Below are 17,040 nucleotides of genomic sequence, written 5' to 3' on the forward strand. Positions count from 1 at the left end.
ACAGTGGGTTTCCGGTATGGAGCCTTCACTCGTGAACAGCATCGATAACTGCATGCAAAAAATAGCGCCTAGTCATCGGTGTCTGGAGCCTTGCGTTCTAAGTCTGGGGTTAGACAATCCGGGCCATGACATTACTCTACGCCACGGAGAAGATGACGCGTGGCCTCGAGCATGGAGAATGTTGCAATATTACTCGAACGAAAGCGTCCACTATTAGCGTGTGCTGAGCTCCAGCCAATCAAGTTCCTCCTCGACTTGGCGATAGGCATCGTCCCCGATGCGGCCGCTATCGCGCAAAGCGTCGATCGCACGGCGCGCATGCGGCACCACTTGGCGCCGGAGCATCGTGTCGGTCGAACCGTGCGGATCGCGCCCGGCTGCTGCCTCCTCCAGTTTGGCTTGGTATTCCAGTCGTAAGCGCTCGGCGGCAGGGCTATCTTCATCGGCAAGAGCGGTGATGACGGCGGCCAGAGCAGAGGCGCGCGCCAGCGCCAACTCGTCTTCCACGGTCGTATCGTGCTTCAATCCAAGCCAGCCAAGCAGTGGCTTCAAGGTCAAACCCTGGAGCACCAGCGTGCCAAGGACGACAACGAACGCGGTCAGCAGGATGAAGGAGCGATACGGAAAGTCCTCTGGCAGAGCGAGCGCCGCGGCGAGCGTAACAATACCGCGCATGCCCGACCAGCCGACGACCGATGCCGCCTTCATCGCCTCCGGTCGCGTCATGGCCCCTGGCATGGTGGGATCGTCGCGGTGCAGCACGCCGTAGAGCAGCACCCAGGCGAGACGGACCACAATCACGAGACCGAGGATCGCAAATGCGAAGCCAAGCCAGTCGAGATGCTGCCCGTCTTCAAGCGCCGGCAGGATGGGACGGAGTTGCAGCCCGACCAGTGTGAAGGCAAGGACATTGAGAACGAATGTGACGGTACTCCATGTTGCAAAGGAGCTGACGCGGACATCTGCCGGCATCAAAAATGTCGAGCTCCGTGATGCCGTGATGCCGAACGTCACGACGGTAACGACTTCGGACAGATGCAGGCGCTCGGCGATCAGCCAGACACCGAAAGTGGTGACGAACTGGAAAATCGTCGCGGTAGGCGCGTCGGTGACCCTGCGGATCAGGCGCGTGGTCAGCTTCGCCAGCAACCAGCCGACAATCACACTGCCGAAGGCAACGAGCAGGAAGGCAGGTGCGGCCTCGCCAGCACTGAACCCACCGGCCGCAACGGCGCCAACGGCCAGACGATAGATAAGCAGCGATGAAGCGTCGTTGAACAGGCTTTCGCCTTCAAGTACCGTGCGGATGCGGTGGGGCGGCTCGACCTGTCGCATCACCGCCAGCGCCGCAACCGCGTCTGGCGGGGCCAGCAGGGCGCCAAGCGCGATCGCCGCGGCCCAGGGCATCTCGGGCAGGAAGAAACGCGCTGCGATCGCCACGGCAAGCGTCGTCAGCCCGACCGCCACCAAGACCAGCGACAGCACGGGTTTCCAGCTGCGCTTCAGATCGCGTAGCGACATGTCATGGGCGGCGTCGAGCAGCACCGGAGCCACGAACAGCGCGAGGATCAGATCGGGCGGCAATCCAAGGTCAGGCAATCCCGGCACGAAAGCGAGCGCGACACCGCCCAACGCCAGCAGCGTCGGATACGGCACTGCCAATGCACCTGCAATCATCGACAACAGGGCTGCGCCCAGCATCAGCGCTAGGATCATCTCGAAAGTCACCAATATACGACCCCTCGCTTTTGTGGACGGTCACGCCGCCCGGTTCTGACCCAAACAATCTGTACGCGACACGTTCTGTCGATTGCCCTTCAGGCCGCGTGAACGCCGAAGCTTTCCCGAACACCGAATCCGGATGTCTCCACCAGCTTGACTATAAGGTCAGCGACGCTCTTGCGCGAGACATAGTCACCGGCATGGACAAAAGGTTCGCCCTTGACCGTGGTGCCATAAGCGATTTCGTCGTCGTTGCTCAGCCATGCCGGCCGGATGATCGTGTAGTCGAGGTCGGACGCCTCGATCACGGCCGCCGAGTGGCGATAGGGATCGAGAATGGCGCCATGGCGCTCGCCAGGCACCTCGTCGTAGATGCCCATCGAGCTGATGAAGATCAGGCGGTGCACACCGGCCTTGCCCATCGAGGTGACGATGGCGCGGGCCTGCTTCTCCATGTCGCCAGCCAGGTTGGCATAAACAACATCCTGTCCCTCCATTGCCGCATCAAGCGTCGCAGCGTCGAGGACATCGCCCTCCACCAGTCGGACTCGATCGTTGCTCTCCAGCGACGAGAGTCGCTTCGCCTTGCGAAGGTAGAGTGTCAGTTCCGCATCGGTGCGATCGAGCAAGAGACGGGTGGCGACACGGGCAATTTGTCCGTACGCGCCGAGGATGAGGATTTTCGTCATGTCAGCCTCCGCTTAGAGATATTGTTCATGCCCGGTGCCGCGGCCGCCCTGAATCTCGATCGAACCAGCCGCCTTGGTCAGTTCGTCGAGGTCGGCAGGCGTCAAGTCGACGTCTGCGGATGCGAGGTTCTCCTCAAGGCGATGAAGCCTGCGCGTGCCCGGGATCGGCACGATGGACGAGTCCTGCGCCAATAACCAGGCGAGCGCGATCTGCGCCGGTGTGGCGCCTTTGGCATCGGCGGTGCGCCTGACGATGTCGACCAGTGCCTGGTTCGCCTGCATCGCCTCGGGCGTGAAGCGCGGAAACCAGGAGCGCACATCGGACTTTTCGAATGTCTGGCTGGAATCGACCTTGCCGGTCAGAAATCCTTGCCCCAGAGGGCTCCACGGCACGAATCCGATGCCGAGTTCCCGGCAGACCGGCAAAACCTCGGCCTCCGGGTCACGTGCCCACAGAGAGTATTCGCTCTGCAGCGCTGCCACAGGCTGCACCGCATGAGCACGGCGGACCGTCTCGGCGCCGGCTTCAGACAGGCCAAAATACTTGACCTTGCCCTCGGCAATCAGATCCTTGACGGTTCCGGCGACATCCTCGATTGGCGTATTAGTATCGACGCGGTGCTGGTATAGCAGGTCGATCACATCCGTGCGCAGCCGCTTGAGCGATGCTTCGACAACCTTGCGGATATGCTCGGGACCGCTATTGAAGCGGCCGCTGCGTTCGCCCGTCTCGGGGTTGATATCGAAGCCGAATTTGGTGGCGATCACCACCTTCTCGCGCACAGGTGCGAGACCCTCGCCGACCAACTCTTCGTTGGTGAACGGGCCATAGACTTCAGCAGTGTCGAAGAAAGTCACGCCGCGATCGACGGCATCGCGCATCAGCTTGATCATAGTGCCCTTTTCCTCGGGCGCCCCATAATTCATGCTCATACCCATGCACCCGAGACCGACTGCGGAGACAGTGAGGCCGCTGCGGCCCAGTTCGCGTATTTTCATGGTTTTTGCCTCTTCATCGTATTCTTTGGCATTCACAACCCCGAACGCGCCCGGTTTCGACGTTGGTCGCGTTCCGCGTCGGTCAATATGCACAAGTATGCAAGTTGACGAGCTTCCACACACCGTTCTTGCGCGCATAGACCTCGGTGAAAACGAGGTCGTAGTTGCCCTTGAAGTCGCCCATCGTCACAGCAAAGGTCGCCTTGCCGAACAGGACTGCTGCCTCGCCGTAGATCTTCGCCGACATTTCATGCGGCTCGATACGGTTGTAGACAAAGCTACGCGATCGCATTTGCCCAATCCACTCACGCTTAGACGTGACGTTGCCGTTCAGATGGACGAAGACGAGATCGTCGTCGAAGATATCCTCGACGCGGTCGACATCGCCAGTTGTCTTCCAGTTAAACTTGTCCAGTGACAGCTCGACGATCTCTTTTTCAATTTCCGGCTGATGGCTGTCGTGCATGACCGTTTCCTTACCAACACAATAGTTTGAGCATGGCTTCAGGCCACCGTGCACGCTTTACATCGATGTTGCCGGTGCCCTGTCGATTTGGCCAAGATCAGCAATCAACGCGATGTTTGCTGTGCCTTGTCAAAGGTCTCCGGGTCATGCCGGGGTCGGCAGTTTGCCGGCGCGCATGGCGGCGATGACGCCACCGTCGATCAACAGGTCACTTCCGGTCACGAAGCCTGCGTCTGGACCAAGCAGGTAACCCGCAGCAATAGCTATCTCCTCCGGAGGCGCCATGCGGCCCGCCGGCGATGCAGCAATCATTGCACGATATCCGTCACCGATCGGCGAGTTCAGCTCATGTTGTGCCAGCGGCGTGGCGATAATGCCGGGGCTGATCGAGTTGACGCGGGCGCCCTTTGCGCCCCAGCTGATGGCAGCTGCCTGGACACGCAGATTGTTGGCGCGCTTGGCCATCATATAGGCCACCATGGAGTTAGGAATTGACTTTATGACCGGAAGGTCGAGTAACTGATCGGCTGGCGTGAAGGCAAGCGCATGGTCCTCGTCCGGGGTCAGGGCTGGCAGCATGTGGCCGGCCATGCTGGAGATGATAAGCCCGGCGCCACCGGGCGCGATGACGCGCTCGAATTCCTCGAACACCACGGCTGACCCATAAAGATCAACGGCCAGAACGCGCTCGGGCGGTGCCATGTTGGGCGACAGTCCGGCGGTATTGACGAGTTGCACCACGTTGCCGAGCGCGGCCGCGGCATCCGCTAGCGAGCGGACGGAGTCTCGAGACGAGACGTCGACCGTGTGGGTTGCGACAGAATAGCTCGCTCCTTTTAGGCTCTCGGCGGCGGCTTCAAGTGTCTGCTCGTTGAAATCGGCGAGCAATATCGTCTTCCCGAAGCCCTGCCGGCGCGCAATGGCAAGCCCAATGCCGCCAGCGCCGATTACCACTACCACATCATTTGCCATCTGACTGTCTTTCACTCTTTGACTTGCTGAACAACACCATGCTGCCTGTTCATAGTTTCCGCGGCAGTAGATGCTTCCCATGACTTCGTTTTAGCAGATCGCGATTTCAGCGATTAGATGCTAAGTTACGCATGAAGTTATATCGAGGGCTTATCAATGAGGCGGGAGGAGATGAGCGACCTCACGGTGTTCCTGAGCGTCGCGGAGGAGCGCAGCTTTACGCGTGCCGCGGCGAGGCTGGGTACGTCACAATCGGCGATCAGCCAGATTGTGCGCCGACTGGAGGCGAGGATGGGCGTGAAGCTCCTGACCCGCAATGTCGCGCTAACCGATGCCGGCGAGCAACTGTTCGACACATTGCGACCGGCATTCGAAGAAATTGACGCCAGACTTTCGGCACTCAGTGCGTTCAGAGACAAACCGTCGGGCACCGTTCGCATCACCGGCAGCAAACATGCGGCGGAGCAAATCCTCTGGCCGGTGATCGGACAATTGATAAAAGACTACCCGGATGTGAAGGTCGAGCTCTCCATCGATGCCCACCTGACTGACATCATCGCTGACCGTTTCGACGCCGGCGTCCGACTGGGCGAGCAGATCGCCAAGGACATGATCGCAGTCCGCATTGGCCCCGACCTGCGCATGACAGTCGTCGGGTCCCCCTCTTATTTTCAGCAGCACGAGCGCCCGAAAGTGCCGCAGGATCTGACACGCCACCCCTGCATCAATATTCGCCTGCCAACCAAGGGCGGGATCTACACTTGGGAGTTCGAGAAGGGTGGGCGGGATCTCAATGTCCGCGTCGAAGGACCACTGATCTTCAACGACATATCAATGGTGCTTACGGCCGCCGCGGAGGGATTGGGGCTTGCTTGCGTCACCGAAGATCAGGCGGCCGAGCTTGTCGGTGCAGGAAAGCTCGTTCGCGTCTTGGAGGATTGGTGTGCGCCTTTTTCGGGATATCATCTCTACTATCCCGATCGACGGCAGTTGCCACCAGCATTTTCGCTCCTGGTAAATGCTTTGCGTTATCGCGGGTAAGCACCAGGTGCAGCCGTAAGATGGAGATTGACCACAACCCGGGCAAATTTGCGATCGCGGCGTGTTTCCAAGAGTTCGCCGCTTGTTGCAGGAAGCTCGACCATCGCATAGTAGTCGTGCGTTCTCGAAATTTTCCATTGGCCTCATCGTTGGTCACGCTGCATGCTGGCGAAGAGCCTCCAGCACGAGCGTAAAGGCCGCCGTGGGATGCCGACGGCTAGGATAATACAGATAGTAACCACTGAAGCTCTGGCACCAGTCCTCCAGAACCCGTTCCAGCCGGCCATCCGCGATCGCGTCCTCGAAGTAGCTTTCCTGCATACAGGCAATCCCGATTCCACTCAGACAGAACCGGGTGATCTGGTCCGGATCGTTGCTCACAAATTGCCCCTGAGGCCGGACGTTGATCTCCTTGCCATCCTTCTCGAACTCCCAGGCGTATATATTGCCGCGGGTTTCCAATCGATATCCGAGGCAGTTGTGGCTCATGAGTTCGTCCGGCGCCTTTGGACGCCCGTGTGTCGAGAAGTACTGCGGCGATGCCACGACCGCCATGCGCTGATCTTGACCGACGCGCACGGCGATCATGTCATGGGCGAGATGTTCACCTAGACGGATCCCGGCATCGCAACGTTCAGTGACGATGTCCGTCATCGCATTGTCGATCACGAGTTCCACCGTCACATCGGGATAGTCTGGAAGCAGTTTGGCCATAGCCGGATGCAGCACTGTGGCCGCGGCGTGATCGGATGCCGCAATGCGCACCACCCCTGCAGGACGGGCGCGAAAGGCACCTAATCCGGCCAATGCCTGCTTGATCCCATCGAGATGGACGCCTGCCGTTTCGAGCAGACGTTCGCCGGCCTCGGTCAACCCCACGCTACGGGTCGTGCGAGTGAGAAGGCGAACACCGAGCCGCTGCTCAAGCATCTTGATCGTGTAGCTCAGGGTGGACTGCGAGACACCAAGCTTGCCCGCCGCCCGAGTAAAGCTCAGCTCGCGCGCCACGATCACGAAGGCTCGGAGGTCCCGGATCGAGTCGCCCGGATTGTCAGTCTGCATGAACTGTACCTTGATGAGTCAGACGGTATTTATAGGCTATCTCGATAACTGCATGCAAATAATCAAGCATAGTCGCACAAAGGCCAAGTGGGTATCTTCCGGCCATCTGCTCCACGGTCCTGCCACGACCTACAGGTTAGACCCGACTTCCGGCAAAATCTCCGAGCAACGACTCTAATCTAAGCCAAAAGGATATCTCCTATGCCAACTCTCGTTCAGGGCTACGCCGCCCATGCCGCCGACCAAGATCTTGTGCCTTTCTCCTTCGAGCGTCGCGACCTGCGTTCGGACGACGTCGAATTCGACGTCCTGTTCTGCGGCGTCTGCCATTCAGACATCCATCACGTCCGCAACGACTGGGGCGGCGAGACCTATCCGATCGTTCCCGGGCACGAGATCATCGGCCGGGTGATTCGCGTTGGATCCGACGTAAGCCGTTTCAAGGCGGGCGAAGTCGTCGGCGTCGGCTGCCTGGTCGATTCCTGCCGCCATTGCAGTTCGTGCGAACGCGACCTCGAACAGTACTGCGAACACGGGAGCACGCTGACCTATGCCGGCAAGGACCGTCACGATGGGACGCCGACTTATGGCGGCTACTCCAAGAAGATGGTTGCTTCGGACCGGTTCGTGCTGTCCATCCCCGAAGGCTTAGATCTCGCCGGGGCGGCACCGCTGCTGTGCGCCGGTATTACCACTTATTCGCCACTCAAGCGCTTTGGTGTGGGGCCGGGCAAGAAGGTTGCTGTGGTAGGCCTCGGCGGTCTGGGCCACATGGCACTTAAGCTGGCGCATGCCATGGGGGCGGAAGTGACGCTGTTAAGCCGTTCGGCCGGTAAGGAAGCCGACGCGTTCCGGCTTGGCGCCCACCACGTGGTGATATCGAGCGATGAAAGCCAGATGAAGGCGATCACAGGTTCGTTCGACGTCGTCATCGATACCGTCCCTTACGCCCACGATCTCAACCCCTACATTGCTACGCTGTCGGTCCAGGGAGCGCTCGTATTAGTCGGCTATCTCGGTCCGCTGGACGACGCTCTCAACACTGCGCCGATGGTTTTTCGTGGCAAGACGCTCGCCGGCTCGCTGATAGGTGGTCTGACCGAGACGCAGGAGATGCTCGACTTTTGTGGCAAGCACGATGTCGTTTCGGATATCGAACTCATCAAAATTCAGGACATCAATGCTGCCTACGAGCGCGTTCTCAATAGCGACGTTAAATATCGCTTCGTAATCGACCTCACGTCCCTGAATGACTGATCGATCTAACGATGCCCGCCAATTCCTCCAGCGATGGCGGGCGCCGTTAGTGATAGCACCCAGGAGTTCGGTGATCCTCTCCAAGCGGTGACAGTATCCTCCGAATTGTAGCGAGATGTCTCAGTACTCCTAATCCCGCCAAAGCCCATCGGTTTGATGCAGAGCGGAGTGTTAGGTCTGAAAATTCTGACTCAGCGGTATTCCGAGCGCATTTATCTTGTCTGAGGCGGGCACTGGGCATCGTCGCGTTAACGGAACATTGAAGAAAATTGAGATGTGGCAACACGATGATGCCCGCCAAACAAGTGTCATCGCCAAGCGTGTACTTTGACAAAGATGTCAGCTCGTGAGTGCTTTTAGATTTTTTGTTTGAGCAAGATGAACGGAAAGTCCTGCAGCGTCATAGAAGTGTATCCAAGCGCGTTGTCGTGGAGACAACGTTGACATGCTGCGCTCACCTCTGTTAGAGAAGCTATGTGCAAAGATGCACATAAATCCACTCGACGCTGTTGGACATCTGTTCTTCGAGCGTCGTTTTGCGTTTAAAAATGCGCAATTATGCGGATAACCGGTGTTCAGCTCTTACAAATGGAGATGAATAATCGTGGGAACAGCTCTTTCAGCCAAAACTATTGCCCTATCGACGGCACTGGCACTCTTACCGGCCGTTGCCTTCGCCGACACCAAAATTGCAGCGATCTTTGATCAGACCGGCGGCCTGAATATCTACGGCATCCAGCAGAACAACGCCCTGAAACTGGCTGTGGACGACATCAACACCAAAGGTGGTGTACTCGGCGCGCCGATCGATGTTGTCTCCTATGATGCACAGTCGGAACAGAGCAAGTATATCCAATATTCGAACACGGCGATCCTGAAAGACCAGGTGAAGGCCCTGTTCGCGGGACTGACAAGCTCGTCGCGAGAGGCGATCCGGCCGATCGCTCGCAAGGCGAATATTCCCTATTTTTATAGCGCGCTCTACGAGGGCGGGGCTTGTGACAAGCAGACCTTTGTCACGGGTTCGTCTGCGTCGCAGCAGCTTTCAGTGCTGATCGACTGGGCTGTCAAGAAATACGGCAAGAAGATCTATGTCATGGCGCCCGACTATAATTTTGGGACCATTTCCGCGCATTGGATCAAGGAATACGCTAAAAAGGCCGGCGCTGAAGTCGTTGGCGTGGACTTCCTGGCGCTGACTGTCACGGACTATGCGCCGACGATCCAAAAGATACAGGCCGCCAAGCCCGACTTTGTCGTCGCCCTGCCTGTCGGTGCAAACCAGACTGGATTTCTTGAGCAGTTTGCGGCGGCTGGCCTGAAGGATACCATCGGCATGGTGTCGACGAACTACGGCTCGGGCAATCAGCAGGTTGTCGTTTCTCCGGAAGCCGGCAAAGGCCTGATCGCGAGCCAGGGATATTTCCAGCCCGTCGAAAATCCCGCCAATGCCGCATTCGTCAAACTGTGGCAGGCGAAATACGGCAGCGAAACGCCGATCGTTTCTGAGGCGGTCGATGTCTGGAATGCGGTGCATCTGTGGGCTGCGGCCGTCAACAAGGCGGGTAGCGCAGACACCAAGCCGGTCGTGGCCGCGCTCGAAAGCGGTCTGACCTTTGATGCGCCGAACGGCAGTGTGAAGCTGGAGCCCGGTTCGCATCATCTGCGCCAGAACATTTACATTGCTGAAGGCGACGACAAGCACAGCTTCAAGATCGTTGAAACCTTCCCCGATGCCGCTCCTACCTACGAGAACGAGAAATGCGACCTTGTCGCCCATCCGTCGCTCGCCCAGCAGTTCACCCCTGAAGGCCAGTAAAGTTAGGTCATCGAGCGCTTTCCAGGCGGAGAGCGCTCGATTGAGGAGGTTTCCATGCAACTCGACTATCTGGCGACAGTGCTTCTGTCGTCGCTCTCAAGCGCATCCATCCTTCTGATCGCAACGATCGGGCTGGCGGTCGTCTTCGGGCTGATGGGCGTCATCAATCTCGCCCATGGCGAATTCCTGATGATCGGCGCCTACACCGCGCTGACGGCGACGCAACGGGGCATTCCCTATGTTCTCTCCATCCCGATCGCGGTCGCCGTGACAATGGCGATCGGCGCGACAGTCGAAATCCTGATCATTCGCCGCCTTTACGGCCGACTGTTCGACACCATGCTCGCGACGTGGGGATTGAGCATCGCCTTCTATCAACTGGCCGTGCTGATCTTCGGCACGGTCTCCCCGGGCATCGGCATGCCACACTACAGCCTCAAGATCGGCGCCTACAGCCTGGCCGGCTATCCGCTGCTGATGATCGGCGTTGCCACCCTTATGGGCCTGTTCGTCTACGGTCTGATGACCCGCACGGTCTATGGCATGAAGGCCCGCGCCGCGATCCAGGTTCCGGAGATGGCGCAGGCTATCGGTATCGAGTCGTCACGCGTCAACACGATGACCTTTTCCATCGGATGCGGTCTTGCCGGCTTTGCGGGCGCTGTTCTCCTGCCGATCGTGCCGGCCACGCCATCGATGGGTTTTGCCTTCGTCATCAAGGCGTTCCTTACTGTCGTTGTCGCCGGCCCGGTCACTCTGACGGGGAGTGTGCTGGCGGCGATTGGCCTGGGTGGTGGAGCATCGATCACGGCGAGCTTTCTCACCTCTGTGGCGGGCGACGCCTTCTTTTTCCTCGTTACGGCATTGCTGCTTTGGCTCTATCCCATGGGGATATCGGCCAAATGGCGCCGCAAGATGTGAGCCGCACGATGACCTTTTCAGAAAAGCTTTACAAATCCGCCGGGCTCACCTTTCCGATCATCGCGATCGGTGTCGCCCTTGTCGCTGCCAGTATGATGGACCCCTATCTCGCCTATGTGGCCACGTCCTGGGTTATCTTCGGCCTGCTTGGTCTCAGCCTCGATATCGTCTGGGGCAGAGGAGGGCTGTTGAGTCTCGGACAGACCGCATTCTATGGTCTCGGCGGTTACTTCGGTAGCGTGATCGCGCTCAACCTCGGTCCTGCAACCGGCAACACCCTGATCTGGAGCCTGCCCGCGGGTGCTGCCTTCGGTGGACTGTGTGCGGCGGCGCTCGGGTGGATCATTTTCTTTGCCCGGATGGGACCGCTTCAAAGTACGATCCTGTCCTATACCCTCACGCTATTGCTGTGGTCCTTGACCCAGTCTTTTCAGCTCGATGTCGGCCAGGCCTCGATCGGTGGCGACAACGGACTGTCGAACATTCCCGGCATGGTCCTTGGTTTCGGGGACAATGCCGAAGCGCTTGGTCCCGTCGCGGTCTTCGTCACGACGATCCTGATCTCGGCACTGGTCTACTTTCTGACGCGCTGGCTGATGAAAGGCACCTTCGGGCGTGTCGTCGATTGCGTCCGGATCGACGCCCAGAAAACCGAACTTCTGGGCTACGACGTGCGCATGTATCAGGTGGTGAATTTTGCCTATGCGGGTGTCGTCGCAGGTGTTGCGGGCGCTTTGTTCGGCGCGTGGGCAAATTATCTCAGCCCATCGATCTTCTCGGTTCAGGAAGCGCTGCTGGTGCCGATCTATGTTCTGGTCGGCGGGCTTGGAACTCTGTCGGGGGCTTTCGTCGGCGCAATTGCCGTCGGTGGTCTTTCCTATTGGTTGGGCGGCGGCGCCGTCGGCGGCCAGACGACGCTGATCCTGGGTGTCGTTCTCATTTTTCTGGTCCTGTTTCTGAAAAATGGAATGCTGGGCGCACTCGGTGATCTCTGGCGCCGACACCTTCCGGATACCAATGCCGCTGCGCGCGATACAGGGGCGGTGTCGATCGATCCCGATGTTCTGGAAGGTCTTCTCAAGGATGCCGCGGTTCAGGCCGGCCCCGCGAAAAGCCTTGCAACTCGCGACGCGTTCAAGCGGTTCGGCGGTGTCGTTCCCGTCAATCGCGTGTCTCGCCTTTTCGAGCCCGGTCGCCCGTCTTCCCTGATCGGCCCGAACGGCGCCGGCAAGAGCTCTTTCCTCAAGACATGCGTCGGCATTTATACGCCGGAGGCTGGAAGCATCTACCTCGGTTCAGACGACGACATTACCCGTGCGCCGATCTTCGAGCGCGTTCGCAGGGGTATGGGTGTGAAAAACCAGAAGCCACAGGTCTTTGGCTCGCTGACTGTCTTCGACAATCTCTGGATGGCCGCCTATGCGCGGACCCGCAACAAGATCGCTGCGACGGAGATCAGCGAGAAGATCATGGGAATGCTCGGTTTCACCAATCAGGCTGCCGTTCACGCCTCCGTCCTGTCGCATGGGCAACAGCAGTGGCTGGATATCGGCATGGTGCTGTGTCTCGCGCCCCGCGTCATCCTTCTCGATGAACCTGCTGCCGGCATGACCAACGAGGAAACGCGGGAGCTTTCCTCGTTGGTCCGCATCCTTGCTAGATACACGACCGTCATCGTTGTGGAGCACGACATGGAGTTCGTCAGAACCCTCGAGGGCCATGTCACTGTTCTTCACCAGGGGGAGGTTTTTGCGGAAGGCGATATCGATACGCTGCGCGCGAATGATCGGGTTCTGGACATTTATCTCGGGAGGCGTGCCCATGTTTAGGATCGTCAACGCCACCGGCGGATATGGCAAGACCGTCATCATCCGTGACGTCACTCTCCATGTGGATGCTGGTGAGGTGGTCGCTCTTCTTGGGCGCAACGGCGTCGGGAAGTCGACGCTGATGCGGTTTGCCACGGGCCTGATACCAGCCAGTGGCGGCCATGTCGAAATCGATGGCGTGACAGCACCAGCCTCTCCGGCCAAGCGTGCGAAGCTCGGGCTGGGCTATGTCCCGCAGGGGCGGTTTGTCTTTCCGCGCATGACGGTAATCGAGAATATCGCCGTTGCCGCCGAGGCGAACGGTCACAACGGCAGGAAGGCCGTCGAATCCGCAATGGCGGATTTCCCGATGCTCAAGCCGAAAGCAGGCGATCTTGCGGGCGGCCTTTCCGGCGGCCAGCAGCAGGTCCTGGCCCTTGCCCGGGCGCTGGCGGTCCAACCGCGTATTCTTCTTCTGGACGAGCCCACGGAAGGCGTTCAGCCGTCGATCATCGACGAAATCGCCGGCGTGCTGAAGCGGATCAACCGTGATCGTGGCATCGCCATACTTGTCGCAGAGCAGGATCTCGATTTCTGCCTGTCGATAGCAACCCGCGCTTACGTCATGGAGAAGGGCGCAATCCGCCTTGAAACCGATCGAGACCGCTTGAGCGCAGACAAACAACTTCAGCAAGAGCTGCTGGGAGTATAGATCATGGAAGCGTACCTGGAATTGACTATGGATCAGCTCGCTCGCATGGCGGCGACGCTCAAGCGCATCCGCGGCGGCCTGAGTAAATTCGGCGTCGAGCCCGCCCCGGAGCCGGCACATCTCTTCAGTCCCGAGGTGCGCGATGCAAACTGAGACGGAAACGCTGACGCAGCAGATCGCGGCCCTGCGCTCGGGCGTTATTTCTTCCACCTTTCTCGCCGAGCGAGCGCTCGACCGCGCGATAAAATTTAAGACATTGAATGCATTCGTCGCGCTGGAGCCAGCGCACGTTATGTCGCAGGCCAAGGCTGCCGACATCAGGCGTGCGGAGGGTAGGGCGCTGAGCGTCCTTGATGGCATACCGATCGCCGTCAAAGACAACTATCTGACGCAAGATTATCCGACGACGGCCTGCTCCGGGGCGCTGCCGCTTGAGCCTGCCGGCACAGATGCTACCGTTATCGCCAATCTGCGCGCTGCCGGCGCGGTGATTTTCGGCAAGACCAACATGCACGAATGGGCCTATGGCGCGACCAATTCGACCTCGCGTTTCGGCCCGACCAAGAACCCTCACAATCCGGACCGCATTACCGGCGGCAGCAGCGGAGGATCCGGCGCGGCGGTGGCGGCCGGCATCGTTGCGGCGGCGCTCGGCAGCGATACCGGAGGATCCGTCCGTATTCCTGCCAGCGCCTGCGGGATCTATGGCTTCAAACCGAGCTATGGCCGTGCATCGCGCCACGGCATCCTGCCGCTCAGCTGGTCACTGGATGCGCCGGGACCGATGGCGGCAGCGCTGGAGGATCTCCGGCATCTGTTACCGTTCTTTTGCGGTGTCGACCCGAAAGATCCGGCAACACGCCATGCCATGCCGTTCGACGATACTGTTTCAACGAGCCATCCGAAACTGATCCATCTGATGGGGGAGGGGCTTGAGCGATCCACCGAGGTTGATGCCGCCATTCGGTCTGCCTTATCCCGGTGCGATGCCGACATCGCAGTGGCGGGTCTTACCAATGTCGCCAGCTATTTTGCTGCCTGGGAGACGATACTTCATTGCGAGGCGTCCGCCTATCATGGGCCTTTGCTGGCACGGAATGCAGCCGGCTACGATGCCGTTACCCGGGCTCATCTGGAGGCGGGGAAATTGCTTGCGGGCGTGGACCTGCTGAAAGCGCAGCAAATTCGGGCAGTCTTGGGCCGGCAACTCGCCGATCTCGGCAATTGGGATGCTCTGGTACTGCCGACACTGCCGGTCGTCGCGCCGCGCGCCGGCGAGGAATGGCAGGAGTTTGGCGGGCGCCGGGTGACCACGCAGGATTCCATGACGTGGTTTTGCTGGATCGGCAACCTCGCGGGCTTCCCCTGCATCTCGATCCCGATTGGCATGTCGCCAGACGGTCTTCCGATCGGTATGATGCTGATGGGACGTCCGAATGAGGACGAGCATCTTCTTGCGGTCGCCGGATGGATCGACGAGAACCTCAGGGCGGGCAATTGAACCATGGTGGATAGCACGATCAAGATTGGCGTCCTTTTTTCGCAATCCGGTCCCATGGCGGTAACCGAGACGGCGCATATCCAGGGTGTGCTACTCGCCTGCGAAGAGTTGAACGCACAGGGCGGTGTGGGTGGCCGGCTGATTGAACCGGTTATCGTGAACCCCGACGGAAGCGATCAACGCTACGACAGTATGGCGACCGATCTGCTCTTGAAGCAGGGGATCAATGCGATCTTCGGCTGTTGCCTATCGACCAGTCGCAAAGCGGTTCTGCCGATCGTCGAGCGCTACAATGGCATTCTCTTCTATCCCTCCGTCTATGAGGGATTCGAATATTCGCCGAATGTGATTTATGGCGGGGCAGTGCCCAATCAGGTCATCGTGCCACTTCTTGAATATCTGTTCGCCTACTATGGGAAAAGAATTGCGCTGTTCGGCTCCGATACGCTTTACGCACGCGAGATAAACCGCATTGTCAACGAGTTCCTGTCTGACAGCGGCGGGTCGGTGGTCGAGGAAATCTACTTTCCCTTTGGTACGTCACGCGCCCGGTTCGAGCCTGCGCTGAAGCGGGTGGTGGCCTCTGGTGTCGATGCGATCATGTCAACGGTCGTGGGGGAAGACGGCGTGATGCTGTATGAAGTCTTCCATGGTGTCGAGCGCGGTGGCCAGGATATTCCGATTGCGTCGCTGACCACCACGGAATCCGAACTCAGCAAGATGTCGCCCGGCGCGCGCGCCGGCCATCTCTCGGCTTTGCCCTACTTCGGGACGCTCGACAATCCGCAGAACAAAGCATTCGTTGCCGCGTTTCAGAAACGCTATGGTGAGCAAAAGACGCCTGGGGTTTACACGGAAGTGTGCTACACGCTGGTCCACATTTATGCCGATGCCGTTCGCCAGTGTGGTGAGACGGATAGTGATTCCATTCTGCCGATCTTGACCAGTGCGGTTTTCAAAGGGCCGAGCGGAGACAAGTCAATCGATCTCGACACGAACCATTTCATGCAGCGGCCGCTGATCGGAAGAGCGAACATATCCGGTGATTTCGACATCGTCTGGCGCAGCAATGCGCCCATCCGAGCAGACCCCTATCTTGTCGCTTATGATCGCTCGCTGAGCAGATAGGTAGATGATGAACGATCGCATCCCGCTGAAAGACGAGGACATGCTACGGCGTCTGCGCCGGATGCGCGTGCTTGTCATTCATCCCGATGACACCGAGCGATCGATGTTTCTGGCCCATATAAAGCGTGTCGGTTGTCAGGTGGAGGCGATCTGGCCGGCCCCTGAATCCCTGCCGACCTACATCGATGTCGTCCTGTTTCTGCTCAATCCGGATCGGAACAATCGGACGCCAGCATGGGTGACGACATGTGATACGGCAGCCAGGATCGCGATTATCGCTTTTGAGACGCCGGAGATTTTGACCGAGCTGCAGCGTATGAATGTTCATGGGGTTCTCTCGAAGCCGGTGAGGATCTTCGGGATACTGGCGGCCTTGACGACGGCGGTCAGCCTCGCCACGCACGAGGCGCGGCTGAAGCAGCGGATCAAGTCGCTGGACGACACATTGAAGGCCCGTCGGAGGATCGAGAAGGCCGTCGGAATTTTGTCGGCCAGCCGCAATATTTCGGAGGAGGAAGCCTATCGACGTCTTCGCGAAAAAGCGATGACGTCGAAGGTGACGATCGCGTCCGTTGCCGATGCGATTATCGCCTCGAGCGACATTTGATCGCTGAAGGTGCTTTGTACGGCGCTGGTGCACGGATCGAATTTAAACAGTTTTCCGCCTATGAGGCTTCGATCGAAAACAGCTTGATTGATCATCCATGCCAGACAAACATAACGCTGCTCGCCGTCATCACATTGGCAAGATGAAGTTCAAGGTGACGAACTGAGCCGAGTATGATGTGGGTCTGCGCCAACCTGGCAGTCAGCCCTGTTCAACAATGCGGAATACTATGCCCAGCATATGCCCGAAGTGTTGCGTCGCTTCCAGGAATGGCAGCTCGGCTGACCTGGCATAGGGCAGCTGCCGCCGTGACAAGCGAGCCCAAGTTCAACAGCG

16 protein-coding genes are annotated in these 17,040 nt (G+C 59.0%); 10 read left to right on the forward strand and 6 right to left on the reverse strand.

What is annotated here, in order from left to right; translation table 11 throughout:
- Positions 1-213 precede the first annotated feature (213 nt).
- The 5 genes from AC1RO0_RS23370 to AC1RO0_RS23390 form a co-directional block, all read right to left on the reverse strand.
- On the reverse strand, positions 214-1,701 hold the full coding sequence (locus AC1RO0_RS23370) for a cation:proton antiporter (RefSeq protein WP_498595108.1): 1,488 nt from the start codon (positions 1,699-1,701) through the stop codon (positions 214-216).
- A 116-nt stretch (positions 1,702-1,817) separates the two neighbouring features.
- Positions 1,818-2,411 (reverse strand): NAD(P)H-binding protein, encoded by a 594-nt coding sequence (locus AC1RO0_RS23375; RefSeq protein ID WP_047639287.1) that lies wholly within the window; start codon positions 2,409-2,411, stop codon positions 1,818-1,820.
- 12 nt (positions 2,412-2,423) lie between these two features.
- A complete protein-coding gene (locus tag AC1RO0_RS23380) occupies positions 2,424-3,410 on the reverse strand; it encodes an aldo/keto reductase (RefSeq protein ID WP_047639436.1) in 987 nt (328 codons plus the stop codon).
- An 82-nt stretch (positions 3,411-3,492) separates the two neighbouring features.
- Positions 3,493-3,876 carry a nuclear transport factor 2 family protein gene (locus tag AC1RO0_RS23385; protein ID WP_047639286.1) on the reverse strand — a complete coding sequence of 128 codons (384 nt, stop codon included), beginning with the start codon at positions 3,874-3,876 and terminating at the stop codon, positions 3,493-3,495.
- Between the two features lie 144 nt (positions 3,877-4,020).
- Positions 4,021-4,848: an SDR family oxidoreductase gene (locus AC1RO0_RS23390; RefSeq protein WP_047639285.1), complete on the reverse strand. Its 828-nt coding sequence runs from the start codon at positions 4,846-4,848 to the stop codon at positions 4,021-4,023.
- Between the two features lie 156 nt (positions 4,849-5,004).
- Between AC1RO0_RS23390 and AC1RO0_RS23395 the strand changes: the two genes are divergently transcribed.
- Positions 5,005-5,889, forward strand: coding sequence for a LysR family transcriptional regulator (locus AC1RO0_RS23395; protein ID WP_047639284.1), 885 nt, complete (start codon positions 5,005-5,007; stop codon positions 5,887-5,889).
- Between the two features lie 153 nt (positions 5,890-6,042).
- On the opposite strand, the gene AC1RO0_RS23400 is transcribed toward AC1RO0_RS23395, so the two are convergent.
- Positions 6,043-6,951: a LysR family transcriptional regulator gene (locus tag AC1RO0_RS23400; RefSeq protein WP_047639283.1), complete on the reverse strand. Its 909-nt coding sequence runs from the start codon at positions 6,949-6,951 to the stop codon at positions 6,043-6,045.
- Between the two features lie 201 nt (positions 6,952-7,152).
- Here AC1RO0_RS23400 and AC1RO0_RS23405 point away from each other — a divergent pair, with 201 nt between their 5' ends.
- The 9 genes from AC1RO0_RS23405 (at position 7,153) to AC1RO0_RS23445 (ending at position 16,704) form a co-directional block, all read left to right on the forward strand.
- Entirely contained in the window at positions 7,153-8,208 is a 1,056-nt protein-coding gene (locus AC1RO0_RS23405; protein ID WP_047639282.1) for an NAD(P)-dependent alcohol dehydrogenase, read from the forward strand.
- Positions 8,209-8,812: 604 nt separating this feature from the next.
- On the forward strand, positions 8,813-10,027 hold the full coding sequence (locus tag AC1RO0_RS23410) for an urea ABC transporter substrate-binding protein (RefSeq protein ID WP_052224211.1): 1,215 nt from the start codon (positions 8,813-8,815) through the stop codon (positions 10,025-10,027).
- Positions 10,028-10,081: 54 nt separating this feature from the next.
- Entirely contained in the window at positions 10,082-10,948 is an 867-nt protein-coding gene (locus AC1RO0_RS23415; RefSeq protein WP_047639280.1) for an ABC transporter permease subunit, read from the forward strand.
- Positions 10,930-12,777, forward strand: coding sequence for an ABC transporter permease subunit (locus AC1RO0_RS23420; protein WP_197070333.1), 1,848 nt, complete (start codon positions 10,930-10,932; stop codon positions 12,775-12,777). The genes AC1RO0_RS23415 and AC1RO0_RS23420 overlap by 19 nt, the downstream gene beginning before the upstream one ends.
- A complete protein-coding gene (locus tag AC1RO0_RS23425; RefSeq protein WP_047639279.1) occupies positions 12,770-13,468 on the forward strand; it encodes an ABC transporter ATP-binding protein in 699 nt (232 codons plus the stop codon). Before AC1RO0_RS23420 ends, AC1RO0_RS23425 begins: the two co-directional genes overlap by 8 nt.
- 27 nt (positions 13,469-13,495) lie before the next feature.
- Positions 13,496-13,621, forward strand: coding sequence for a hypothetical protein (locus AC1RO0_RS23430; protein WP_498595040.1), 126 nt, complete (start codon positions 13,496-13,498; stop codon positions 13,619-13,621).
- Positions 13,611-14,969: an amidase gene (locus tag AC1RO0_RS23435; protein ID WP_047639278.1), complete on the forward strand. Its 1,359-nt coding sequence runs from the start codon at positions 13,611-13,613 to the stop codon at positions 14,967-14,969. The genes AC1RO0_RS23430 and AC1RO0_RS23435 overlap by 11 nt, the downstream gene beginning before the upstream one ends.
- A 3-nt stretch (positions 14,970-14,972) precedes the next feature.
- The gene (locus AC1RO0_RS23440) at positions 14,973-16,097 is read left to right on the forward strand and encodes a transporter substrate-binding domain-containing protein (RefSeq protein ID WP_047639277.1); all 1,125 of its coding nucleotides are present in this window, start codon (positions 14,973-14,975) and stop codon (positions 16,095-16,097) included.
- A 4-nt stretch (positions 16,098-16,101) separates the two neighbouring features.
- Entirely contained in the window at positions 16,102-16,704 is a 603-nt protein-coding gene (locus AC1RO0_RS23445; protein WP_197070332.1) for an ANTAR domain-containing protein, read from the forward strand.
- Positions 16,705-17,040: the final 336 nt, after the last annotated feature.

This window comes from Rhizobium sp. GW821-FHT14E12, from assembly GCF_058803745.1.

Bases quoted from the DNA above. Each gene is read 5' to 3' on its own strand.
- AC1RO0_RS23370 (WP_498595108.1), bottom strand. From the start codon at position 1,701: ATGCTGGGCGCAGCCCTGTTGTCGATGATTGCAGGTGCATTGGCAGTG.
- AC1RO0_RS23375 (WP_047639287.1), bottom strand. From the start codon at position 2,411: ATGACGAAAATCCTCATCCTCGGCGCGTACGGACAAATTGCCCGTGTC.
- AC1RO0_RS23380 (WP_047639436.1), bottom strand. From the start codon at position 3,410: ATGAAAATACGCGAACTGGGCCGCAGCGGCCTCACTGTCTCCGCAGTC.
- AC1RO0_RS23385 (WP_047639286.1), bottom strand. From the start codon at position 3,876: ATGCACGACAGCCATCAGCCGGAAATTGAAAAAGAGATCGTCGAGCTG.
- AC1RO0_RS23390 (WP_047639285.1), bottom strand. From the start codon at position 4,848: ATGGCAAATGATGTGGTAGTGGTAATCGGCGCTGGCGGCATTGGGCTT.
- AC1RO0_RS23395 (WP_047639284.1), top strand. From the start codon at position 5,005: ATGAGGCGGGAGGAGATGAGCGACCTCACGGTGTTCCTGAGCGTCGCG.
- AC1RO0_RS23400 (WP_047639283.1), bottom strand. From the start codon at position 6,951: ATGCAGACTGACAATCCGGGCGACTCGATCCGGGACCTCCGAGCCTTC.
- AC1RO0_RS23405 (WP_047639282.1), top strand. From the start codon at position 7,153: ATGCCAACTCTCGTTCAGGGCTACGCCGCCCATGCCGCCGACCAAGAT.
- AC1RO0_RS23415 (WP_047639280.1), top strand. From the start codon at position 10,082: ATGCAACTCGACTATCTGGCGACAGTGCTTCTGTCGTCGCTCTCAAGC.
- AC1RO0_RS23420 (WP_197070333.1), top strand. From the start codon at position 10,930: ATGGCGCCGCAAGATGTGAGCCGCACGATGACCTTTTCAGAAAAGCTT.
- AC1RO0_RS23425 (WP_047639279.1), top strand. From the start codon at position 12,770: ATGTTTAGGATCGTCAACGCCACCGGCGGATATGGCAAGACCGTCATC.
- AC1RO0_RS23430 (WP_498595040.1), top strand. From the start codon at position 13,496: ATGGATCAGCTCGCTCGCATGGCGGCGACGCTCAAGCGCATCCGCGGC.
- AC1RO0_RS23435 (WP_047639278.1), top strand. From the start codon at position 13,611: ATGCAAACTGAGACGGAAACGCTGACGCAGCAGATCGCGGCCCTGCGC.
- AC1RO0_RS23440 (WP_047639277.1), top strand. From the start codon at position 14,973: ATGGTGGATAGCACGATCAAGATTGGCGTCCTTTTTTCGCAATCCGGT.
- AC1RO0_RS23445 (WP_197070332.1), top strand. From the start codon at position 16,102: ATGATGAACGATCGCATCCCGCTGAAAGACGAGGACATGCTACGGCGT.